At 48.8% G+C, this 23,907-nt stretch carries 20 protein-coding genes and 1 tRNA gene; 9 read left to right on the top strand and 12 right to left on the bottom strand.

Annotated features, from left to right (window positions below; translation table 11 throughout):
- Positions 1 to 119 precede the first annotated feature (119 nt).
- On the top strand, positions 120 to 2,348 hold the full coding sequence (locus CFREI_RS05905; RefSeq protein ID WP_027013496.1) for a HelD family protein: 2,229 nt from the start codon (positions 120 to 122) through the stop codon (positions 2,346 to 2,348).
- Between the two features lie 64 nt (positions 2,349 to 2,412).
- Here CFREI_RS05905 and CFREI_RS05900 read toward each other — a convergent pair whose 3' ends face one another.
- The 8 genes from CFREI_RS05900 to CFREI_RS05865 all read right to left on the bottom strand — a co-directional run bounded on the left by CFREI_RS05900 (position 2,413) and on the right by CFREI_RS05865 (position 9,988).
- Positions 2,413 to 2,853, bottom strand: coding sequence for a universal stress protein (locus tag CFREI_RS05900; protein WP_027013495.1), 441 nt, complete (start codon positions 2,851 to 2,853; stop codon positions 2,413 to 2,415).
- A 76-nt stretch (positions 2,854 to 2,929) separates the two neighbouring features.
- A complete protein-coding gene (uvrB, locus tag CFREI_RS05895) occupies positions 2,930 to 5,017 on the bottom strand; it encodes an excinuclease ABC subunit UvrB (RefSeq protein ID WP_027013494.1) in 2,088 nt (695 codons plus the stop codon).
- A 5-nt stretch (positions 5,018 to 5,022) separates the two neighbouring features.
- Positions 5,023 to 5,619, bottom strand: a complete 597-nt coding sequence (coaE, locus tag CFREI_RS05890) for a dephospho-CoA kinase (RefSeq protein ID WP_027013493.1) — start codon at positions 5,617 to 5,619, stop codon at positions 5,023 to 5,025.
- Positions 5,620 to 5,678: 59 nt separating this feature from the next.
- The gene (locus CFREI_RS05885; protein WP_027013492.1) at positions 5,679 to 6,350 is read right to left on the bottom strand and encodes an ABC transporter permease; all 672 of its coding nucleotides are present in this window, start codon (positions 6,348 to 6,350) and stop codon (positions 5,679 to 5,681) included.
- On the bottom strand, positions 6,328 to 7,005 hold the full coding sequence (locus tag CFREI_RS05880) for an ABC transporter ATP-binding protein (RefSeq protein ID WP_027013491.1): 678 nt from the start codon (positions 7,003 to 7,005) through the stop codon (positions 6,328 to 6,330). The genes CFREI_RS05885 and CFREI_RS05880 overlap by 23 nt, the downstream gene beginning before the upstream one ends.
- On the bottom strand, positions 6,999 to 7,538 hold the full coding sequence (locus CFREI_RS05875; protein WP_169719175.1) for a TetR/AcrR family transcriptional regulator: 540 nt from the start codon (positions 7,536 to 7,538) through the stop codon (positions 6,999 to 7,001). Before CFREI_RS05875 ends, CFREI_RS05880 begins: the two co-directional genes overlap by 7 nt.
- 88 nt (positions 7,539 to 7,626) lie before the next feature.
- Positions 7,627 to 9,660, bottom strand: a complete 2,034-nt coding sequence (locus tag CFREI_RS05870) for a glucose PTS transporter subunit IIA (RefSeq protein ID WP_027013490.1) — start codon at positions 9,658 to 9,660, stop codon at positions 7,627 to 7,629.
- A gap of 103 nt (positions 9,661 to 9,763) precedes the next feature.
- Positions 9,764 to 9,988 carry a hypothetical protein gene (locus CFREI_RS05865; RefSeq protein ID WP_027013489.1) on the bottom strand — a complete coding sequence of 75 codons (225 nt, stop codon included), beginning with the start codon at positions 9,986 to 9,988 and terminating at the stop codon, positions 9,764 to 9,766.
- A 254-nt stretch (positions 9,989 to 10,242) separates the two neighbouring features.
- Between CFREI_RS05865 and CFREI_RS05860 the strand changes: the two genes are divergently transcribed.
- The gene (locus tag CFREI_RS05860) at positions 10,243 to 11,055 is read left to right on the top strand and encodes a DUF4253 domain-containing protein (RefSeq protein WP_051256113.1); all 813 of its coding nucleotides are present in this window, start codon (positions 10,243 to 10,245) and stop codon (positions 11,053 to 11,055) included.
- Between the two features lie 53 nt (positions 11,056 to 11,108).
- Positions 11,109 to 11,879: a DUF4253 domain-containing protein gene (locus CFREI_RS05855; protein ID WP_051256112.1), complete on the top strand. Its 771-nt coding sequence runs from the start codon at positions 11,109 to 11,111 to the stop codon at positions 11,877 to 11,879.
- A 623-nt stretch (positions 11,880 to 12,502) separates the two neighbouring features.
- On the opposite strand, the gene rpsA is transcribed toward CFREI_RS05855, so the two are convergent.
- On the bottom strand, positions 12,503 to 13,960 hold the full coding sequence (gene rpsA / locus CFREI_RS05850) for a 30S ribosomal protein S1 (RefSeq protein ID WP_027013488.1): 1,458 nt from the start codon (positions 13,958 to 13,960) through the stop codon (positions 12,503 to 12,505).
- Between the two features lie 208 nt (positions 13,961 to 14,168).
- Here rpsA and CFREI_RS05845 point away from each other — a divergent pair, with 208 nt between their 5' ends.
- On the top strand, positions 14,169 to 14,945 hold the full coding sequence (locus CFREI_RS05845) for a class I SAM-dependent methyltransferase (protein ID WP_027013487.1): 777 nt from the start codon (positions 14,169 to 14,171) through the stop codon (positions 14,943 to 14,945).
- A 20-nt stretch (positions 14,946 to 14,965) separates the two neighbouring features.
- On the opposite strand, the gene CFREI_RS05840 is transcribed toward CFREI_RS05845, so the two are convergent.
- The 3 genes from CFREI_RS05840 to polA form a co-directional block, all read right to left on the bottom strand.
- The gene (locus CFREI_RS05840; RefSeq protein WP_051256111.1) at positions 14,966 to 15,664 is read right to left on the bottom strand and encodes an LppP/LprE family lipoprotein; all 699 of its coding nucleotides are present in this window, start codon (positions 15,662 to 15,664) and stop codon (positions 14,966 to 14,968) included.
- Between the two features lie 88 nt (positions 15,665 to 15,752).
- Positions 15,753 to 16,463: an LppP/LprE family lipoprotein gene (locus tag CFREI_RS05835; protein ID WP_051256110.1), complete on the bottom strand. Its 711-nt coding sequence runs from the start codon at positions 16,461 to 16,463 to the stop codon at positions 15,753 to 15,755.
- Between the two features lie 450 nt (positions 16,464 to 16,913).
- A complete protein-coding gene (polA, locus tag CFREI_RS05830; protein WP_035112519.1) occupies positions 16,914 to 19,553 on the bottom strand; it encodes a DNA polymerase I in 2,640 nt (879 codons plus the stop codon).
- Positions 19,554 to 19,679: 126 nt separating this feature from the next.
- Here polA and CFREI_RS05825 point away from each other — a divergent pair.
- The 5 genes from CFREI_RS05825 (at position 19,680) to CFREI_RS05805 (ending at position 23,904) form a co-directional block, all read left to right on the top strand.
- Positions 19,680 to 19,753: transfer RNA gene (locus tag CFREI_RS05825), tRNA-Leu, on the top strand.
- 957 nt (positions 19,754 to 20,710) lie between these two features.
- Positions 20,711 to 20,911, top strand: coding sequence for a hypothetical protein (locus CFREI_RS05820; RefSeq protein WP_027013485.1), 201 nt, complete (start codon positions 20,711 to 20,713; stop codon positions 20,909 to 20,911).
- A 158-nt stretch (positions 20,912 to 21,069) separates the two neighbouring features.
- The gene (locus tag CFREI_RS05815; RefSeq protein WP_027013484.1) at positions 21,070 to 21,993 is read left to right on the top strand and encodes a DUF368 domain-containing protein; all 924 of its coding nucleotides are present in this window, start codon (positions 21,070 to 21,072) and stop codon (positions 21,991 to 21,993) included.
- 85 nt (positions 21,994 to 22,078) lie between these two features.
- Complete coding sequence (locus CFREI_RS05810) at positions 22,079 to 22,993, top strand: ABC transporter substrate-binding protein (protein WP_205618474.1); 915 nt, start codon at positions 22,079 to 22,081, stop codon at positions 22,991 to 22,993.
- Positions 22,990 to 23,904, top strand: a complete 915-nt coding sequence (locus tag CFREI_RS05805; RefSeq protein WP_027013482.1) for an amino acid ABC transporter permease — start codon at positions 22,990 to 22,992, stop codon at positions 23,902 to 23,904. The genes CFREI_RS05810 and CFREI_RS05805 overlap by 4 nt, the downstream gene beginning before the upstream one ends.
- The last annotated feature ends 3 nt before the right edge of the window (positions 23,905 to 23,907 follow it).

Genomic DNA, 23,907 nt, shown 5'->3' with positions numbered 1-23,907 from the left:
GCGAAGTTTTGGCAATCGTTTCCGCCGTGTTAGTGGCACAAAGTACCCTCAATAAGGCACACTAATGGGCCGACCCTTTCATTGGTCCCCCAGTATCAACAACAGAAAGTGCCACTCACATGGAGGATTCTGCCGCAGCGCACATAGCAGCCGAACAAACCTATGTAGATGCCTTATTTGCTCGACTCGATGCTGAAGTGCAACGCTCCAACGAGCGGCTCGCCGAGGTAATGTTACGGGTGGACCGGGCCAACCCCGATGCTGAAGCGCTTGTAGAACGCGAAATCGAATACCATGCACTTAATGCAAAACTCGATCGCCTCAACCTTGCACAACTTGGATTGGTATTTGGGCGAATTGATATTGCCGCCCAAACTCCCGAAAACCCAGCTCCGAATCGACCAGACTTAGATCGCCGATATATTGGCCGAATGGGGCTAGACGCCCGTGAAGAAAATTACCGCACACTTTTACTTGATTGGCGGGCGCCAATGGCACGCCCCTTTTATTTGGCAACAACCGCCAACCCTGAAGGCGTGGAAACTCGCCGCCACATCCGAACAAAAGGACGGAAAGTCGTTGGTATTGACGACGAATTTCTAAATGGTGCCCCTACCACCGAAGACCATGCCGATGTAAGCAGTGAAGCAGCACTTTTCCGCGCATTGGAAGCTGCTCGCACCGGTTATATGACCGATATCGTTGAAACAATCCAACGCGAACAAGACGAAATTATTCGTGACACCACCCGCGGCGTTATGGTGGTGGAAGGTGGCCCCGGCACCGGCAAAACTGCGGTAGCTCTTCATCGAGTCGCATATTTGCTCTACACTTGGCGAGATCTACTTGCTAAAACTGGTGTTCTTATTATCGGCCCAAATCGCACATTCCTTGACTATATTTCCCGCGTACTTCCAGAACTCGGGGAAACCGGCGTAGTACTCAGCACCATTGGTGACCTTTATCCAGGCGTCCAAGCAACCGCAGAAGAATCACTGCTCACCAGGGAAATCAAAGGCAGTGAAGAAATGGTGCATATTCTTGGTAATGCCGTCAAAGCCTATCAAACACTGCCTGAAGCACCCCTGACGATTACCGTAGATGGCATTCATGTGCGTATCGACGCCGCGCTAGTGAAGAAATCACGCACGCGTGCGCGCCGCTCCCGCCAACCGCACAATCGTGCGCGTGCCATATTCCGCGATCACATGCTTGAACAAATGGCACAGGCACTTGCTGAAACGATTGGAGCCGACCCTCTTGGAGGCAAAAACCTACTTTCTGGCGGCGATATAGCCCAACTCTATGAAGACCTTGCAGATGAAACACACGTTCAAGAATTAATTGATGCCTTCTGGCCGACGCTTGAACCCCGACAAGTTTTGCGGGAACTCCTTGAATCCGAAGATCGAATACAAGTTGCAGCTTCCGAATACGATGATGAAACACAACAGGCATTATTGCGGGAGAAAAACTCCGCCTGGGCCTCAAGTGATGCAGCCCTTCTTGATGAACTAGCCGTTTTTATTGGCATTGCGGATCCCGAGGAAGCCCAAGCTGAAGAAGACCGGAAGTGGCAAGAGCAAATCGCTGAAGCACAAGATGCCTTAGATATTCTAACTGGCTCCGCCTCCCAAGACCTTGATGATGGATTCGATGCCGAAATCCTTATGGCCCACGACGTAATCGATGCAGAAACGCTGGCAGCCCGCCAAAAAGTACGTGATATTCGATCGACTGCGGAACGCGCCCAGGCTGATTACACATGGGCATATGGCCATGTTGTAGTAGACGAAGCGCAGGAACTCTCCCCCATGGAATGGCGTATGGTTATGCGCCGTTGCCCCTCACGATGGATAACAATCGTAGGAGACACTGCACAAACCGGTTCACCAGCTGGTGTAGACACCTGGACAGAAACACTCGAGCCGTTTGTTAAGCAGCGTTTTCGCCGCCACCAACTCACCATTAATTACCGGACACCGCAAACCATAATGGATGAGGCCTCCAAACTACTTCCAATTATCGCACCCGAACAAACCCCTAGTACATCAATACGCACAACCGATGGCACCATAAACTTTTATCCTTCCGGAACCGATGCCAATGCAATTGCCAACACTTTGCAACAACAAAACCCCGACAGGCTGATCCAGATCATCTCAGCTGAAAATATACATAACATTAAAGGTCTGGAATTTGACCATGTAATCCTTGTGGAACCTGCAACCATCATCGAATCATCGACACAAGGATGGCAAGACCTCTATGTTGCCCTGACACGCGCAACGCAAAGTCTCACCATTATTGGAGCTATGCCCAACCCCGAAATAGTTGAGTTCCAATAATTACTTCAATGCCGCTGAATAGCAAAATGCTACCCAGCGGCATAATGAGTAATTCTCCAGATATTTAGTTCACAGTATGCACAATCATTACGTCGCACTGTGATTGACGCGCAACATCAGCTGGAACTGAACCAAGCAGACGACCAGTCAACGAGTTAATGCCACGGTTACCAACTACGAGCAGATCAGCTTGGTGCTCATTAACAATGCTCATAAGAGCTTCAACCGGGGTTCCTGACTTGATATAGGTTTCGATATTGGTTGCCCCAACCGCTTGTGCCGCTTCTTTAGCGGATTCAAGGTTTTTCAGAGCGGGGTCATCGCCGAGCACTGTTACGGAATCTTGACGCAGTGTCTTGGAAGCAGCCTCTTTATTTTCGTAGTACGCACAACCGATAATCAGTGTTGCGTCGAACGCAGCTGCGATTGCAGCAGCGCGCTTTACAGCAAGCATCGAAGACTTGGAGCCGTCGGTACCGACAACAATTTTGTTATATTCGCTCATTATGAACCTTCCCAATGGGTCTTGTAAGCCGTTAACATCCTAGCACCCGATATGGATTTTCAATCTGTATTGAGGGTTAAATACCGGCTTCCTTCATACCCCGCAGTTCTTTTTTCAGATCTGCTATTTCATCTCGAAGGCGTCCCGCGAGTTCAAACTTTAATTCGCGTGCTGCAGCACCCATTTGAGCGGTGAGTTCGTCAATGAGTTTTTGTACTTGATCCTGTGGCATATCGCTAACATCCGGACGTTCAACCACAGCAATATCACCATTTGCTGCAGTTGGCGCATCTTCATACACTTGATCGAGAATATCTGCGATTTTCTTGCGGAGCGGCTGTGGATCGATGCCGTGTTCTTCGTTATATGCAATCTGCCGTGCCCTGCGGCGTTCTGTTTCATCGATTGCTTGTTGCATGGAATCGGTGATTTTATCCGCATACATATGAACTTCGCCAGCAACATTCCGGGCAGCGCGACCAATAGTCTGAATAAGTGACCGGGTCGAGCGAAGGAATCCTTCTTTATCGGCGTCCAAAATTGCTACAAGTGATACTTCGGGTAAGTCCAGGCCTTCGCGTAGGAGATTAATACCCACTAATACGTCGTATTCCCCAAGACGCAGTTGGCGAAGTAACTCTACACGTTGCAAGGTATCAATATCAGAGTGAAGGTAACGAACTTTTACACCATGTTCAAGTAAATAGTCCGTAAGATCTTCCGCCATCTTTTTGGTCAATGTGGTAACCAAAATGCGCTCGTTTTTGTCAGTTCGAATTCGAATCTCCGAAATAAGATCATCAATTTGCCCTTTAGTGGGCTTTACCACCACTTTCGGGTCTACAAGCCCTGTTGGACGAATTACCTGCTCTACAAATTCTCCACCCGATGCTGCAATTTCATAGTCACCGGGAGTCGCAGACATATACACGCACTGGCCTTTTCGGTCATCAAACTCTTGCCACGTCAATGGTCGGTTATCCAGCGCTGAGGGTAGTCGGAATCCAAAATCTACAAGGTTTCGCTTTCTGGAAGCATCGCCTTCATACATACCGCCAATTTGCGGGACGGTTACATGCGACTCATCAATAATCGTTAGAAAATCTTCCGGAAAATAATCAATAAGCGTAGCTGGCGCCGAGCCTGCAGCGCGGCCGTCGATATGCCTTGAGTAGTTTTCAATGCCAGAGCAGAATCCTACTTGTTCGATCATTTCAAGATCGTATTCTGTGCGCATTCTCAACCGCTGGGCTTCAAGGAGTTTGCCCCGATTTTCTAAATCTTCAAGGCGTTCTGCGAGTTCGTCTTTTATGGCCGCGACGGCTTTTTCCATGCGCTCTGGCCCCGCAACATAATGTGTGGCGGGAAAGATTCGAACCTCTTCACTTTGGCGGATCACTTCACCTGTAAGTGGATGAATGTAGTACAAAGCGTCGATCTCATCACCGAAAAATTCAACTCGCACAGCAAGTTCTTCGTAGGCGGGGATAATATCCACAGTGTCACCCTTTACCCGGAAGGTACCGCGAGTGAACGCGACGTCGTTACGCCCATATTGGATATCCACAAGTAATCGTAAAAACCGATCGCGTTCCACCTCTTGCCCGGTATGGAGCACTACCGAACGGTCTAAATAGGATTGCGGGGTGCCCAGACCGTAAATACAGGAAACAGAACTCACCACAACCACATCTCGACGCGAAAGCAAATTTGAAGTAGCGGAGTGACGAAGGCGCTCAACATCCTCATTTATAGAGGAATCTTTTTCAATATAGGTATCCGTTTGCGCAATATAAGCCTCGGGTTGGTAGTAGTCGTAGTAGCTAACAAAATACTCAACCGCATTATTGGGTAGGAGTTGCTTTAGCTCATTGGCAAGCTGTGCTGCCAGGGTTTTATTGGGCGCCATTACCAATGTTGGGCGCTGTACCTGCTCAATAAGCCAGGCAGCCGTAGCGGATTTACCGGTACCCGTAGCGCCGAGGAGTACGATGTCCCGCTCCCCCCGATTGATTCGTTCCGCTAATTCTTTAATTGCTGTTGGTTGATCGCCCGCGGGCTGGTAATCAGACACAACTTCGAATTTTCCGTCGGTCCTTTCAATATCTCCGACGGGACGAAACTCAGAAACAGAAACTACAGGTTGTTCAGCAGCGAAAGCCATGACCCCTATGGTAGGCGAATCCGCCGCACAAGCTCATCGACTTGCGGCACTAAAGCCTCAATTTCGCCATTATTATCGATCACCATATCGGCCACAGCATTGCGTTCAGCATCAGTAAGTTGAGCACCTAATCGACGCCGTGCGTCATCCTCATCCAGGCCACGATACCTCACTAAACGATCAATACGCACTTCAGGTTCAGCATCCACTACCACCACAAAATCCATATCCTTATGTAACCCGTTGTCTACCAATAAGGGCATGTCATATACTATTTCGGCAAAACCTTGCGCCTCTGCATCGGCAAAACGGCGTTGTGTTTCAGCTGTGATTTTCGGGTGCGTAATAGCATTTAGCAGAGCAGTCGATTCTTCTGAACTAAAAGCCAATCGAGCCAGCTCACCACGGTGTAACGAACCGTCTTCCAAAAGGATTCCGCTACCAAAAGCTTTGACGAGCTCCGCAAGTGCAGGTTGGCCCGGTTCGACAATATCGCGGGCAATTTGATCCGCATCAATAATGCAGAATCCTTGCTTTTCCAAAAGTTTAGCTACCGTTGATTTTCCACTACCTATTCCGCCTGTGAGTCCGATTTTTCGTATCGCCATATTCTCCAACCTACAAGGAAAACCCGCGCTTGGTCGCTACTGCAAACGTGATTCTATAACCGCAGCCGTACCCAACCGCGCCATGTGAGAAATATGCCAAGTGCAATAGCGAATGGTGCCCCTGCAAAAAACAATGAGTGTATTTGCAACATCCCAAGCATCTGTACCACTACTACGATAAATATCGTCGCAGCAATACCCGCAAAGTACGAGCGTGTTTTCGTGGCCACCCATGCAACTGGTGCAGTTAACCACATTGCCAAAACCCCAAAGCCCATTATCTTTATAAGCAGTGGATCTAATCCGAATCCAAGCACCACACCGATACCAGCCAACGTTGCAGCTAAAAGAGCATGTACCCCCACTGACCAGACGAAAACAATAATGAATTTCGCCAAAGCAATATCACCTCGCGGTACGGTACCAGCAATCATTATAAGTACTGTCCGGTCCATAAATTCTCGGGCAAAAATCCATGTAGTGATCACCCCACAGGTCAAAAGACCACCACCGGTTGCGAGTTGTCCCGCAACTACCAGAAGCGCTGGCCAATCAATCGGGCCGTGAATACCAGCTTTAGCTAATAGTTGTTTATTTCCGGAAAGCAAACCGTAAGATACCATTGCAAACAGCGCTAAAAAGCCAATAAAGTATATTCCGGTCCCATATCGAACTACACTAGAGCGGTAGAATTTCAGAAGCTCAATGTTCAGCGCTGCAATCATCGTTATAAATCCTTTGGAAAAACTGGCGCTCCAGGTCCGGCGCTGCCGGATCTAACTGCCCAATGAGCCGCCCATAATGCAATACATGTATCTGGTCTGCGATCCTGGCAACTTCATCAAGATAGTGGCTGCACACTATAATGCCTGCACCGTATTTCGCTCTTTCAATCACAGCTCGCCGGACGGTGAGTATCCCCGCCGGATCCAATGCATTTGTTGGCTCGTCAAGCAATATCAGCCGAGGGTTATATTGAAATACTCGCGCCAATGCAACGCGTTGTTGTAACCCAGTAGAGAGTTGCTTCCAAGGTTTAGCCGAATGAGCTGCAAGCCCCCAATGGTCCATCGCCTGTCTGGTGTGTTCAGCCGAGTATTTTCCTGCGAGTAATGCTGCAATGTGTAGGTTTTCTTCGACAGTAAGTTCTGGATATCCCGCAGCATGCCCAATAAGAAATCCGATATTACCTGTTAGATATGGTTTCTCATATGTCACTGTCCCGAGACTTGGTTGACACACCCCCAAAATTAGTTTAAGTAATGTTGTTTTTCCCGCCCCATTAGGACCAACTAAAACAACAACCTTGCCAGCAGCCACCGAAAACGAAATATTACGCAACCCAGTAGGCTCATAAGACACATTTTCTAGAGTTAGCATGCGTCTTCCAATGCTGCGAGGATTTCTAAAAACGCTTCCTGAAAGTCAGTGTTCGGCGCCTGCGCCCACGTAAACAACCCTTCACTAAGCCCAGCAATAAAACCTGCAGCCACCACTCTAGACTGCATTGGAGATGCCCCACGCTGCCGTAACGCTCCCGCGATTACGTCAATTGTTGGTTCATTGTTTCGGCTTATGGCACTTGCGGAAATCCCCGAATCAACCAAAATACGCAGACGACGCTCTAATAATGGCGTATCGACGCCCCGTATAGCCTGCCGCACACCACGAATGCATGCGTCAAAAGGCGAACAATCTTGCGGTTGCTGCATTACCAACTCTGCAATAACTGGATCAAACGGATCCCCAAGAACAAGTTTTTCTTTTGTGGGAAAATGCCGAAATAACGTCACCCCGGCCACACCCGCAGCTTTGGCAATTTCCGCAGTGGTCACGGCGTCGTAACCGCGGAGTTGGAATAGCTCCAGCGCAGTTTCCTGGAGTCTTTGATGAGTCTGCGACCATACACCCATAACCAAAATGTTAGTGACTAACATTTTTCAGGTCAAGAAAAATCCCGGCACCCAATACCATGGCGCCGGGAATTCTTTTGGCTACAGATTATGCAATAACCTTGATGATGTCAGTGCTGAGATCAACATGATCTGCTGGGAAGCCCTCAACAGACTCAAACTTCGCATGGTTAGTTACCACAACTGGCGTGATCAACGGATAACCAGCTTCTTTAATAACCTCAGGATCGAAGGTAATGAGCTTATCGCCAGCCTTTACTTCTTGCTTGCGCTCAACATGTACCTCGAAGCCTCGGCCACCTAGCTGTACAGTATCCAAACCGACATGGATAAGCAGCTCAACACCAGACTCCAGCCGCAGCGCAACTGCATGGCCAGATTTTTGAACCAACATCACTTTCGCATCGGCTGGTGCAACCACTGTATTGCCAGTTGGCTCAATAGCAACACCCTTGCCTAAACGTTCACCAGCAAATACAGGATCAGGAACTTCAGTCAACGCAACAGCACGGCCCTCAAGCGGAGACGCAAGATTCACAAAAGTACCAGCCTCGATGGAGGTCTTTGCCGGGGCAGTTTTCACAGCAGTAGCTGCACCACCATCGGTCGCCGGAACAGCATTGGAAATCACAGCTGGTTCCGCTTCAGCTTGCTCAGCTTCACGAATTTCGGCCATCACCTTAGCCTTCTCTTCCTTCGTGCGGTAATCGAAGAAAATGACCAAGAAGAAGGAAGTAAAGAATGCAACAGCAATACCAATAGCGTATCCACCCACCGGATCCATTGCAGGGATGGTGAACAGCGAGGTGAAAACGAAAGCATGAGCCTTTACGTCAAACAGACCCATAACTACACCGCCAGCAAAACAGCCAGGCAGCAAACGCATATAGGACTTGCGGAAACGTAGCAATACACCGTACAGCGAAGGCTCGGAGATACCACCCAGCAAACCTGCCATCATGCCACCGAAGGACACCTGGCGCATTTGCCGGTTGCGTTCTTTAATTGCAAGGAAGAATACACCGGTAACAACACCGAAACATGCAAAGTTCCACGCACCCATCGGGCCCTGAATAAAATCATATCCAAGGGTTGCAATGTTTTGAATCATGATGGCGTTAAGCGGCCAGTGCAGACCCAGCGGGACCAAGAATGGGTATAGCAATGGAACAACTATCGCAAGAATTAGCGGGGAAACACCATTCACTGCGCTCAAGAAATCAGAAATACCATTACCAACACCAATGCCGAATGGCCCAAGAAGGAACGCAGTCGCGGGAATCAGGATCAGCAAGGAGAAGAATGGAACGAAGACCATATGAACTGAGGTAGGAATGACCTTCTTCAGCAGCTTTTCAAGCCAATACAATGCAATAGCGGCCAAAATCGGTGGGAATACCTGTCCACCATAATCACTGAGCACCATTGGAATGCCGAAAACATCCACAGTAAAAATCTCGGTACCAATTTCATTGGTGGTCTTTACAGTGTCCGGCAGCTCCTTCATTGCAAGGAACTCTGGTGTTAACAATGCTGCTGGAATTGCAGCACCAACCCATTCATTCGCACCAAGCTTGCGGGCCGCAGTTGCACCCACCATGACTGGCAGGAAGTAGAACACTGACCGCCACATTGCATGCATAAATTGGAATGTAGGTGGTTGTTGCTCAGCGCGGAATTCCTGTACGCCTGCCGTATCCAACAAAACCAGAATAGTAATAATCAGCGAAGCGCCAAGCAGCGCCCAAAGCACTGGACGGAAGGTATCTGAAAGAAACTCGAAGCAGTAATCGATCCAGCTATACTTTCCGCGAACTCCGCCATAATCTTTCTTGCCATTATCCGCGGCTGGGCGATCACCTTCACCCATACCTGGTTGCTGCATAATTCCCTGGTAGAATTCTGCAACTCCGCCACCCATGACCACCTGCAGACCAGTATTACCTTGTGGCACTACACCTAAGACATCAGGGTGGCCATCAAGAGCTTTTTGATCAACAAGATCTTGGTCAGCCAACTGGAAGCGCAACCGTGTTGCACAGTGAGTCAAACTCGTAATGTTCGCTGCGCCGCCCACCTTGTCAAGGATGAACTGCGACGTGGTCATTGTTTTAGATGCCACGAACACACCTTTCTTTTGAGAACCCCCCAAAAACATCAGCGCATTTCATGCGGACGCCACCTTCGGAAGGTTGCACTGGATATGATCCTCCGTCCGCCACTGTTCACGGCAAACCGAGGTTATTGCCGAACACTGGAGCAATGCCCAAATGTGCCCGCATCATTCGACTTATGACAACATCATATGCCCGTTCCCACGTTTCTCCAAGACCAATCGGGCAGACCCGGAGGAGAGATTCTTCACTCACCAGTGCAAATGATCCTGCCCCCAAAAGAAACACCTGCATGTCAGACCGCTTAACAAAATTTACAACAACACTAATGGTCATAGCTGGTGATCACCATTGGGAACCCACATCCACATAGAAAACCACATGTTGCACAATTTAAATATCATACATTTTGGAACGTACGCTCGGACAAATTAATGCCCACCACCGCATTTGGGACAAAAATTCTTCCGTTTCAGACTTGGAAATATTGTCGAAAAGCTAACAAAATTAAGAGCAATCCAACCCAATAAGAAGAAGAACAAACTTTCTAAGAACGCGCGATGTTAGGCGTTGAGTTTAGGATTTGATCCGTGAATCAACCCTTAATAGAAGCAACAACGCCGCATAAACAACAAACATCCAAAGTCCAGATATGCGCCGACATCCAGGCACATGCGAGTGGCAATCCACACACTCTTGTCGAATGGGGGCATCAGTACACCCTGTTGCACCATGAACACCACCAACACCCAATCGCGGGACTGATCACACAGGGCAACCTCCAAGCGATTTGGGTAGAACTCGTTCAAGCCTTCCCCTGCACTGGCCTATGGCCAGTGATAACTCCACAAACTGATGTGGTGAGAAATAACTCATTTCTTTCTGTTTACACCAGTTCGAAGCAATCCATCGTAAATACTACAGCAGAGTTTTTTCTCCGCCAGAGCAACGATGAAGATACACAGTGGTATGCTCCAGATTTCCAAGGGTTCCAAACACTCGCACAAGGAAATTCCACGTCGAAAGCGTGGCTTAGCACTCCGGAAATTTTCCCAGACGAAGCATTGCTTATAGTACCCACTCCCCGACCAGCAGACATCCCAGCAAGGCTCGGCTGGTTAGGGGGTACTAATTTCAATATCGGGCCCGCAGATATCTCATGCGTGCTCCGAAGCTGGGAAGAACGCTTTGGGGCAATCATTACACATCTGGGTACCGATACTTTAGTTGCTCAAGCCACACGACCACCAGCAGAGGAGGCTATTAATCCACTAGCTATTGAGCATTTTTTGTTCTGCCCCGATGTGGTCCACCAAGGCAGCGACACTCTCTGCGAATATCGCAACTTACTGCGCAAAGCCACAATCCGCGGCAGTAATAGCTGGTACTTTTGGTGGGACTGAAATTCAAAATAGAAGATCAGTCGTAAGTTAGTCCACTGCGAAAGAACTATTCCTTGTACTCTAAAATTACTTCTCAAACATGGCTCCTGAATACTGCACAAAAATTCGAAACCATCCCAATTGATATTCGCGCACCAAAACCTGGATCCCTTTCTCAACTTAGGCAATGGGGCATTTTGTATAACGAGGTGTACGCCGAAGAAACTGGTGAGCTAGTTGCCGCCTTGGTGCCAAAGGGCAATAATCTTGAGCAACTATGGCAACAGTTAGTCCTAAGTTTTCCACAGCACGGTTTGTGGCCAGTGGCAACCAATGGCCTCAATGGAGATATCAAACGCCCCTGGCAAAGCGGTGAACTTGATGGAAAACAACAAGCCCGCAGTGGTCCACTCCGATTCTTCCAACGCGAAAACTCCAAGTTTGCTGCATTGGCCACTGGTACTTCCAACGGTAATGTACACATGCTGAACCCACTGGAGCTGGGTCAAACATTTGCAGCTTTAGTAATTGTACCGGTAACGCGACCGGCCGATGCTCCGGCAGCCGTAGGTTGGACCGGTGCCATTAATTATGACTACTCCGGCGCGGACATTAGTACCGTATTGCGCAGTTGGGAAGATCGATATGGGGCCGTGCTCATGTCGCTCGACTTTGATTTTCTTACCCTTCAGGTCGCAAAACCACCCACACCAAACAGTGATGTAGACCTCCTGGCACAGGAACATGAACTCTTCTGCCCAGATAATATTCATCAAGGAATCCTTGATATTGAGGAATACAAACAAACCCTATATGAGTCACTGTGGGGTTTTTGGTGGGACTAGTATTCCCTGGTTGAGCCTGCCCCGAAAGTCAGGCTGGTCTTTTTTCCATAGTGTTTGGTGATCAGGTCGATTTGCATGCACCTGATGTAGCTGATCGTTGTCTATTTTCCCAGCGGTAGGACCCATGCTCCAGGTTAGTGGAGTCATTTTTAAGCACGTGGGCAGAAGGTGTCCGGGTTTGACGGGTGGGCCGGCTGGTTTCCCAGAGTTTTTGGAGTGGGTCGGCTGGTTTCCCGAGCCTTCAAGCCGCTTTCCCGGGTGTTTAATAGGCACACCCTATCGAACTAGTGATGTTTATATGCCGAGTGTCGCAGATTCCATAAAATCCGCCGAAAAAATGGAATCTGTGACAACACGCCCAACCAGCGTCTGAAAAGACCGACCAGAGCCCACCCAGCCCTAACCAAATCCCAGGTCAACAGAAGCACACAACCAAACTACCAGCCACAACTGCTCCAAAGCCCCCGTACAGTACATTCGAACAACTAAAAGCAAGTTCAGCTTCGCCAAACCACAAAGCGGCCTGACCAAACCACAAAGCAGCTTCTCCACCTCTAAATACGCAAAACGCCCAGCGTTCCTATTTCTAGGAATTCGCCTGGGCGTTTGTAGCGGATTACAGCTTAGTTACCAGCGAGTTTTTCGCGAAGTGCTGCGAGCTGCTCGTCAGAAGCCAGCGAACCGGAGGTTTCAGCAGCTTCTGGAGCGGCTGCTGGGGTTTCTGCATCTTCAGAGCTGTAGTTAGATGCAGCCGTTTCAGCGGCTTCATCGGCGGCTGCACGGTGACGCTCGATCTGTACGGTGTGCAGTTGGAAGCGGCGCTCGGACTCAGCATAACGAGCTTCCCATTCTTGACGTTGTGCGTCAAAGCCTTCGAGCCATTCGTTGGTCTCTGGGTCAAAGCCTTCAGGGAAGATGTAGTTGCCTTGTTCATCGTAAGAATCGGCCATGCCGTACTTGGATGGGTCGAATTCTTCGGTGTAGTCTTCGTCAGCTTGCTTGAGGGAGAGGGAGATGCGACGACGCTCAAGATCAATATCAATAACCTTGACCATTGCTTCTTCACCTACACCAACAACTTGGTCCGGTACCTCAACGTGGCGTTCCGCCAGCTCGGAGATATGGACGAGGCCTTCGATGCCTTCCTCCACGCGAACAAAAGCACCGAATGGGACGAGCTTGGTAACACGGCCCGGTACGATTTGACCCACGGCATGAGTGCGGGCAAATACGCGCCATGGATCTTCCATGGTTGCCTTAAGCGACAGTGATACGCGCTCACGGTCGAGATCAACATCGAGGACCTCAACGGTTACTTCATCACCAACGGTGACAACCTCAGATGGGTGATCGATGTGCTTCCAGGAAAGCTCAGAAACGTGCACGAGGCCGTCTACGCCGCCAAGGTCAACGAATGCACCAAAGTTGACAATGGAGGAAACAACGCCCTTGCGAACCTGACCTTTTTGCAATTGGTGCAGGAATTCGGAGCGGACCTCGGACTGGGTTTGTTCGAGCCATGCGCGGCGCGAAAGAACTACATTATTGCGGTTCTTGTCCAGTTCAATGATCTTTGCTTCGATCTCTTGGCCAATGTATGGGTCAAGGTCACGTACGCGACGCATTTCAACAAGAGAAGCAGGCAAGAAGCCACGAAGACCGATATCGAGGATGAGTCCACCCTTGACAACTTCAATAACGGTACCGGTGACTGGCTCGTCCTTCTCTTTGAGCTCCTCAATGGCACCCCAAGCACGCTCGTATTGTGCGCGCTTCTTGGACAGGATAAGGCGACCTTCCTTATCCTCCTTGGTCAGCACCAGTGCGTCGATTTCGTCGCCGACCTGGACTACCTCGCCCGGATCGACATCGTGCTTGATGGAAAGCTCGCGGGAGGGAATAACACCCTCAGTTTTATAGCCGATGTCGAGCAGTACCTCGTCGCGGTCAACCTTGACGACAGTACCTTCCACGATATCGCCATCGTTGAAGTATTTGATGGTTGCGTCGACTGCGGCGAGGAAATCCTCAGCGGTGCCGATGTCGTTGATGGCAACCTGAGGTGTATTGTTGGTGGGCATATAGAGTGCTCCGAATATGGATAGGAATAGAAAACGGACAGGAAGCGAGTCTCTCAAAACTACTGCTCAACACAACATTGCACAGGGTTTTGATCCCACACGCGGCCGCACCTCACCCTCCTATGTAAATGAAATGCAGCAGCATGCACAGACACGCTCTTACAAAGCTACAGCGTTTCCCCAGCTAAAGCAAATAGAATCGATGATTATGAGAAACTTCACCGGCCCTGTTCCAAATGATCAAGAATCTTCCAAAGCAAGCCGGTATTGGTGGGATCTCGACGCAACTAATTATCACTCCGAGCACACAAAGTATCTATCAAGTTTCTATTGGTGTCCGGAAATGCTTCATGAAAGTGATATTCGCTTGCTTGGCGACGTCCAGACCGCCAAAGTTATCGAAATAGGTTGCGGCTCTGCACCATGCTCCCGCTGGTTATTTGAAGATGGTGTGGGGTTTATTACCGCGTTCGATATTTCCAAAAATATGCTTATGCATGGGCGTAAACCACGAATTCCCCTGGTTCAAGCTGATGCTGTAGATATGCCGTATCTTGATAATTCTTTCGATGTGGCATTTTCTGCGTTTGGAGCTATTCCTTTTGTTTCCGATTCCGCTGCCCTTATGCGAGAAGTAGCCCGCATATTAAAACCTGGTGGTCGATTTATTTTTGCCGTAACTCACCCAATGCGTTGGATTTTTCCCGATAACCCCGGAGAAGGTGGACTCACCGTATTCACCAGCTATTTTAATAGGAATCCCTATATAGAACACGACTCCGAAACAAATAAAATCACCTATATCGAACACCACCGAACAATTGGTGACCGGGTCCGCGAACTTGTTCAAGCCGGTTTCATTCTCAAGGATATTATCGAACCGGAATGGCCCGAAGACCTCACCGAAGGATGGGGGCAATGGTCACCACTTCGCGGAAAACTCTTTCCAGGCACCGCGATCTTTGTTTCCGAACTTGCCCCCTAGAAACTCATGTCTCTTGGTGTTTACTGAGGTGCCCAATTCACACCAGGAGGCAATTCACCGAAACGATCTAACCTTCGTTGCTCTTTCACCCAGCTATACCGAGCAATAGCACGTCCAGAAGATTCTGCATTAGATTCACCTTCTTTTGTATAACGGAATGTAATGAAGATATCGCCTGATTCGCGTTTCACCTCAACAGGTGCGAAACCGAATGATTGATCCGTGGCACGCCCAATATACATTCCTTTATTGAACAGCATGACCTGGTGTGGAGAGGATCCCGTACCACGGTCAATTCGCAATACGATCCACGACATCTCCGCGCATGGATCGAAAGTATCTGTGGGGCTATTCATGCTCCAATTATTTTCAGTCGGATCCGTATTCAGCGGAAATGGTTTTGGCACAAGGTGAATATAGGACTCAAGTGCTTGCTGTCCGGTCATGTCCGCACATTCCTGGTCGGTCGCATCTGCTATTGGTGTAGCAGATTGTTGTTCCTCCGCAGTTGGAAGGGGCGTTTCGGTTCCAGCGACCGTATTTTCAACTGCGCTACTATCGGTGTTCTTCGGCACCGAATTAGAGGTCTGGACCACTTTACTTGCTGAAGTGTTGACAGCATTTTGCCCTGTTACTGGCTCGTCACAACCAGTGAGCATTAACGTTAGTGCAAAGGCAGTCGCCGCTATTTTTGTAATAGATATGTTCCGTGATGTCATTGGACTCAACTCCTGTTCGTATTTGTTTTCAAGTAACAGTTGTTTTGTCACCCTGCCCGGGAAACACTTTGGCCGGGCAGGCTAGTTATCAGGGAAAATACTCATAGGCATCAGTTCTTACATTCCATGGGAGAGGCCCATAATGCTCGAATCGGTTTTGTTCGTCATTCCAGCCGTAAACTGACGCCACAGCATTTGTACGTCCAGCTGTGGGTTGGTCCGGGAGACGAACATTAAAAACAACCTGCACTAGATCGCGTTTAATCCGTGTAACTGCTGGCCAGGATTCCAATGGTTCCTCAGTGGCTTGTCCAACATACTCCCCTTTATTAAAGAACATTATTTGAACAGGGGAAGAGCCTGTAGCACGATCAATTCGAAGCACAATCCAAGATAGCTCCTTGCATGGATCGTAAGTATCAGTTGGGCTGCTCATACTCCAACGGTTTTCAGGGCCAGCCGGTTGAGCGGGGAACGGCAAACCCACTTGGTCAACATACTTTTCCAAGGCTTGCTGTCCTGTTAGCGAGGCACACCCATCACGATTTTTTGCCACTGGTGCCGACTCCGAAGTAACTTTCGGCACTGTTTGCTCATTTCGGCTTTTTTCAGCAGTGCTAGTTGTCGAAGTGGCTGTTGATCCAGCGTCCGATTCCCTAGTTTCGGTTACCGAGACACTTGTAGGGGGACTGTTGGTGGTGGTTGTAGTTTGGCCGATCGCCGGAAATTCACAAGCAGCAAGCATAATGGCGAACGCAGATGCAGCTACTTTCGTGAGGATTCGTCCTTTCTGTACCATTTCAGATCAACTCCTTCTAATTATTCTGGCCCATGCAGTCTTGCCCAAAAGAACAAGGCCGCCGAAATATAATGAAGTTATTTCTAAAAACCGCTCGAGAGGAATTGCAACTTTCAATTAGGATATCGTGTAAAACAAACCATTTGTTACTACACTAAATTTCTAAAAGCGCGTTTTCTGCAACCTCACTAGTATTAGGAGTTAAATCCCCTGCAGAAATACTACACAGAATTAAAAATCGTTACCTGATCGTAACGATGTTGAGACGTTTTTGCACGTAACAGACTTAAACATGCATTAGATTTTTTTCCAATCCGCCCGCCACCCAATTCGACACTATTGCCGCAATTTAGAATGTAATTTTGAACTGCTATTAAATAACAGTCAAGCTTTAGAAGCTTGAATTAACTGGATGCCGCAAGATAGCTACCCACGGCGTCCAGAGTGCTTTTAGTGTGCAGCTTCGTCCCAGTTTTGACCATAGCCAGTGGATATTTCCAAAGGCACCGAAAGCGTAATCGCTTTATCCATCTCTCGTTCGAGAATGGCTTGGACCTTTTCCAATTCCCCAGGCGCTACTTCAACGACGAGTTCGTCATGCACCTGTAAAAGCACACGGGACCGCAAATCAGCCCTGGCGAACGCGGCGTCGACACGCAGCATGGCTACCTTAATAATGTCAGCCGCGGTTCCTTGAATAGGGGCGTTAAGGGCTGCACGCTCCGCGTTCTCACGCGCAACACGGTTATCTGACGTGAGCTCAGGAAGGTATCGACGCCGCCCAAATAACGTGGATGTATAGCCGTCATGGCGTGCTTGATCAACGACCTCATCAAGGTACTTCTTTACACCGCCAAACCGAGCAAAGTAATTTTCCATAATCCCCTTTGCTTCGCCTGCGGGAATGCCAAGCTGTTGCCCCAAACCAAACGCAGACAATCCATACACAAGGCCGTAGGACATGGCTTTCACACGACGACGCAATTCAGGGGTTACCTGATCAATGCCTACATCAAAAACCTTTGAACCCACATAATTATGCAGGTCCTCCCCTTTTCGATATGCCTCGACCAAACCCTCATCCGCAGACAGGTGAGCCATAACGCGCATTTCAATCTGTGAGTAGTCTGCCGTAAGCAAAGATTCAAATCCGTCACCGACCACAAACGCCGAACGAATTTTACGTCCGGCAGGCGTGCGTACCGGAATATTTTGAAGATTCGGATCAGTCGATGAAAGACGCCCCGTGGAAGCAACCGTTTGATTAAAAGTTGTGTGGATGCGACCATCTGGTTGTACTGCTTTAATCAAACCATCCAATGTGGTTTTCATTTTTTGATACTCACGGTGCGCCAATAAATGATCCAAAAACGGGTGCGGATAATTCACTGCTAACGCTTCAATTTCCTTGGCAGCAGTAGAATACCCAGTTTTTGTTTTCTTTGTTTTTGGCATTCCCAATGTTTCGAACAATACAACTTGCAATTGCTTTGGGCTCGAAAGATTCAGCGAAGGATCGTCTGCTAGTTCTCGTGCCGCAGACTCTTCTGCGGCGACCATATCAATAAATTGCTCCCGCTGCTCTTCCAGGCGTTGGACATCCACCGCAATGCCTGTAGCCTCCATACGGGCCAGTACCATTGCCAATGGAACTTCCAGATCATGATAGAGCTCGAAACCATTAATAGCCTGCAGCTCCGCAGTCAATGCCTCCGCCAAATCCAATATTGCAACCGCGCTATCGATCAAATCCCGCGCATTATCAGGGGCGTCTAAAAGCGACAACTGACCAGAATCTTGCTCATCAAGCTGACGTTGCAAATGCCGTTGAAGCACATCTTTTAATTCATAGGTTCGCTGACCTGGACGCAATAAATACGCCGCAATTGCAGTATCATGCACAACCCCCACCAATGAAAAACCACGGCCCGCCAACATATGGAATGCGGCCTTTGATCCATGGAGATACTTTGGAGAATCACTTTCCAACCATTCCGCAAGAACACGCTCTTGTGCTGGAGAAATCTCCGCTAAATCAACACTTACCCCTTGATATTGCTCATCAACTATCGCTAGGGCAAAAGCATCGCCTTCACCAGGCACACCCCGACCCCGAACAGCCAAAGCCAACGGTTGACCTTTGCGCTTTTCCAACCAAGCGTCAATTGGATCGAGAGCAATAACGATATCTGGTGCCTGAGAAGGCGCCTCCAATGGTGATTCACCGGTTTCAAGAACGCTCAAAACCCGCTCGCGTAGGTTCGTACCAAATTCGAGTTCATCGAACTTCTCTGCAATTTCAGAAATATTCGCGGAACGGAAGCCAAGTTCAGCTGGAACATAAGGCAAGGCTAAATCCTTGACCATTTCCGTTAACTTGCGATTCATCCGAACCTGATCAAGCCGCTCACGGAAGTTATTTCCCGCCATCCCTTTAATCTCATCGGCATGCTCAATAAGATTTTCGAGCGAGCCGTACTCAGTAATCCACTTTGTGGCAGTCTTTTCCCCAACTTTGGGAATATTCGGCAAATTATCTGAAGGGTCACCACGCAATGCGGCAAAATCAGGGTACTGCACTGGTGTCAATCCATACTTTTCTTGCACAGCCTGCGGAGTAAAACGATGCAAGACACTCACACCACGCATTGGATACAACACCGTAGTGGAATCATTTACCAGCTGAAACGAATCCCTATCGCCGGTCACAATAAATGTCTCAAAATCTTCAGCGGAAGCGGCTGTAGCCAACGTAGCAATAATGTCATCAGCCTCGAAATTCTCTACCTCTAAAGTAGTAATTCCCATCGTGGCCAAAACATCCTTAATCAAACCCACCTGACCACGAAACTCCTCAGGAGCCGCCTCCCGCTGCGCCTTATACTCCGGAAACAGATCGGTACGGAATGTCTTCCTGCCCACATCAAACGCCACCGCAATATGAGACGGCTTCTCATCCTTGAGCAGGGTCGTTAGCATCGACAAAAAACCGTACACAGCATTCGTATGCTGGCCCCCAGAAGTAGCAAAATTCTCCGCTGGCAGCGCGTAAAAAGCACGAAACGCCATCGAATGTCCATCAATAAGCATAAGGCGAGAGCGAGATTCAGTCACCCGCCCGATTCTAAACCACACGCACAACAACCGGGGACCCCCACAACAACTACACCTCGATTTCACCAATCCCAACACAATGCGCTAACATCATCAACGCACGCCCCAGTAGCCCAATTGGCAGAGGCAACGGATTCAAAACCCGTCCAGTGTGAGTTCGAGTCTCACCTGGGGCACAAAATCAAAACCCTTCCTGCCTTGGTTTCTGCCAGTTCAGGAGGGGTTTTTCTTTTTGGCAGCAAGCTCGGCATTCGGTGAATTTCAGCGGTTTTTGGCCTCAGTTGTCGTGAAATTGTCGTCAAATGCCCGAGGCCGCCGCCAAAGAGTCCGAGCAGCAGGTTTCACCATTGACGTCGCACTATAAAACAAAAAGCCCCTACCATCCACATATATGGAGGTATCGCTCAGCATGATTGACTGGATTAGAACGGTTTTCATCGTTTTGTTGCATTAAGAACTAGGCATAGTGAACGTTCACTGGAACGCAAAAGGCAAATCTGACGTTGCATGCAACACGTAGTTATTTTTTCCCAGTTCAGAGATAAACTAGATCACCCTCAATGTAAATCTGCCTTTTACCGTTTTGAAAACCCCTCAATTTTGTAGCACTTCCACCGAAAAATCAGTACTGATGTAGCTTCAGCCCCAGCTACTAAGGCAGATTTTACATGGAGCGCAACCGGTAATTGCATTTCCGCTGTTCACATCCCGAATTCCCAGTGCACAATTTATATTTGCCTACCCGAGCCCAGAAAACTACCAAGCCGAATATCACTTACACTCAAAAACCATTGTTCTTTACGGAATCCCCCAGTCGACCTGCCCTATTTCAGATTTCCAATCTTCAAACTTTTTATTTCAGTTTTATTGCCAATGCGCATCACTTTGTTCTTTTCCTTGACCCACGTACTTGCTGAGGTTTTCAATAAGGTTATAGATCTTAAAGTTCATATTCTTCGCGATCTTGGGTTAGTTGTGGTCCATGGACTCACGCCTTGGACAACTTCGCACCTATGGGTTCTTCGTCAAGGTTTAGGCCACGCCGAGAGAGCCCCGCACCTAATCTGCGGAATGTCCGCCTAAAACGATACGTCTTTACTATTGAGAGTTTTTCATTGCGTGAGGAGGGAATAATGCTGAAACATCCTGAGGATTGTTCAAAGGACCAATTGGACGTTCGGATCGTTGTGTTATTGGTTTTGGGGTTATTGCTCATTCAACTTGGTGTGTTGAGTGGCGGCTTTACATTGGCGTATGCAATACCTTTCGGGGTTATTACCTATGGTTTAATAATTTTGGCGCGGACACGTTCTCACCATTTCACTAGGAAATAGTCTGACTTTTTTGGGGAGATTCTGGTTCGGGGGTTACACCACCTCTTGGGATATTCGTGTTTCTGCTCACGTGCTTGGCCGCAGCCTCGATGTATGGTGGGGTTTCCGCGTAAAGTGAATTTTCGTTTCTTACTTACTCAACATTTAAAGGATTCTTCGTGAGCGAACACTCCCCTGTTGTGACCCGTTCTACGGGTAACCCCATCGAAGTGCTGGTGAATATTATTCGCGGTGGGCTGATTGCATTAGCTGAATTAGTTCCTGGCGTTTCCGGTGGCACCATTTCCCTGGTTGTTGGTATTTATGAGCGTGCCTTACATGCTGGTAATCAGCTGCTTGATGTTGCTAAGTCGATTGTTATTGATCGCGCTTCCGTCAATGGGAAGTTAAAGGCTATTGACTGGTGGCTTTTGATTCCAGTTGGTATAGGCATGGCTGCCACTGTGTTGGGTATGGCGGGGGTTATGCATGATTTTGTTGAAAATCATCCCGAGGTTTCCCGCGGTTTGTTTCTTGGTATGGTTGCGGTTTCTATCGTGGTTCCAATCAGCATGGTAGATAAGGTTGATTTACGGAAGAAGCTAGTTATTGCGGTGCCAATGTTTATTGGTGCTGCGGCGTTAACGTTTTGGGGTACTGGTTTTACGTCTGCGGAGCGTAATGACCCGTCAATGTTGATTATCTTTTGCGCTGCCGCTGTCGCCATTTGTGCATTGGTGCTCCCCGGAGTATCCGGTTCCTTTTTCTTATTGGCTGTTGGATTGTACGGTCCAGTGATCGGCGCAATTAAAGATCGCGATATTTCTGTGATTCTAGTGTTTGGTCTTGGCGCAGCTACAGGTTTGGTGCTGTTTATTAAGTTACTTGATTATCTAATGGTGAACCACCGGACAATTACATTGTTTACTATGGCTGGGTTAATGCTTGGTTCATTGCGGGCGCTTTGGCCTTGGCAATCTGCCAGCTCTGAGCTTTTGGCTCCTGGCGATAATATGGTGAAGATTTTTGGTTTTATAGCGCTTGGTGCCGTTATTGTTGCCGCAACAATCATTGCTGAAAAATATGCACCGAAACCTGCATAATTCTCTAATAGTCCCTGGATAGATTTATTTTCCCTTCCGTTTCTGGATTGCAAAGCATGCATATGTTACATTTATGCGCATGACTTTGCGTTCACGTTATCGAGCTCCATGGCTGGTTGCTGTCATGGTTGCGATCACCACGCTTGTAAGTGGTTGTGTGACCAATGTTGAAGGTGGTTTACCTGATGGTTGGCAGGATATTCGGCCTGCCGCTGTTCCGGAGATTCAAGCGATGGTGCCAAAGGAGATTGCCGATCGGGGCAAGATCGTGATTGGCACAAATCCGCCGTTTGCTCCTGCCGAGTTTAAGGACTCGCAAGGCAACATCATTGGTTTTGATATTGATTTGGCGCGGGCTGTTGCCTCGGTAATGGGCCTGGAGCTTGAGGTAAAGGATCAAGATTTTAGTTTGATTCTTCCCGCGGTTTCCGCTGGCACCGTTGATTTTGGTGCGAGTGGTTTTACCGACAATGAAGAACGGCGCAAAAACTACGACTTCGTTGATTATTTGAACGCTGGCATTCAGTGGGCGTCGCAACCTGGTAATTCTGTTGATCCAAACAATGCGTGCGGGTTGACAGTTGCCGTTCAGCGCACCACAGTTTCAGATACAGACGATGTTGCTGGCCGTAGCGAAGAATGTGTCGCCGCCGGCAAAGAGCCCATAGAAAAACTTGCCTACGACGCTTCTGACGCGGCTGCCACGGCAGCTATTTTGGGCCGCGCTGATGCGTTTTCAGCGGACTCCCCCGTTACCGCATGGGCTGTCGAACGCTCCGACGGTCGCATCGAACTTATTGGAGAGATTTTCGACGCCGCGTACTACGGCTGGCCCGTAAAAAAGAACTCTGGGCTGGGGCCAGCGCTCGCAGCCGCTTTGCAACATTTAATCGAAACTGGTGAATACGCACGAATTATGAAGCAATGGGGTTTGGAAGATGGCCTCGTTGAATCCGCCATGATTAACGGCGAATCCATCGTAGGAAAGGAAAATTCATGACCTCGCCAAACATACCAAAGCCGATCGAGGCGAAGTCCCTGCCCCATCCGGGACGTTGGATTACTGCCACTATTCTCTTGCTTTTGGCCATTTGGTTTATTATTTCGGCCAGCAATAATGAAGCATACGGCTGGTCAACGTATCGCGCCTATTTGTTCGATACTCGAGTAGCAAATGCAGCGCTCCACACGCTTGCACTCACCGTTCTAGCAATGCTGATTGGTGTCACCCTTGGCGCTATCCTTGCTGTACTCCGGATGTCTCCTAATCCAGTAATGCGTGCGGTGAGCTGGGCATATCTTTGGGTATTCCGCGGCACGCCAGTGTATGTGCAACTAGTATTTTGGGGTTTGGCTGGTTCAATCTATCAGAGCATTAATGTCGGATTCACCGAAATAGATCTCCAGGGAATTCTCAAGAATGCGTTTTTCCTCGCCGTTCTTGGTTTAGGTCTTAATGAATCCGCCTATATGGCCGAAATCGTGCGTGCTGGAATCCAAGCAATCCCTGAAGGGCAGACCGAGGCGTCGAAAGCCTTAGGCATGAGCTGGTGGCAAACGATGCGCCGCACGGTATTGCCTCAAGCAATGCGCATTATTATTCCACCAACTGGCAATGAACTGATCTCTATGTTGAAAACCACATCCTTGGTGGTGGCCGTGCCGTATTCTTTAGAGCTCTACGGACGTTCCATGGATATCGCCAATAGTTTGTTCGAACCCGTGCCAATGCTATTGGTCGCTGCAACTTGGTATTTGGTCATTACTTCCATTTTGATGGTTGGCCAGTTCTATTTGGAAAAGTACTTCTCCCGCGGCGCTTCCCGGCACCTCACTGCCCGACAATTGGCGGCACTCGCCGACGCAGAAGCCAAACCCCCAGCCAATGTGACCATTTCTGAGGATTCCTAACAC

This window comes from Corynebacterium freiburgense (genome assembly GCF_030408815.1).
GTDB classification, from domain to species: domain Bacteria; phylum Actinomycetota; class Actinomycetes; order Mycobacteriales; family Mycobacteriaceae; genus Corynebacterium; species Corynebacterium freiburgense.
Note: the sequence above shows the minus strand (reverse complement) of the source record. Positions and strands in the feature narration are given on the sequence as shown.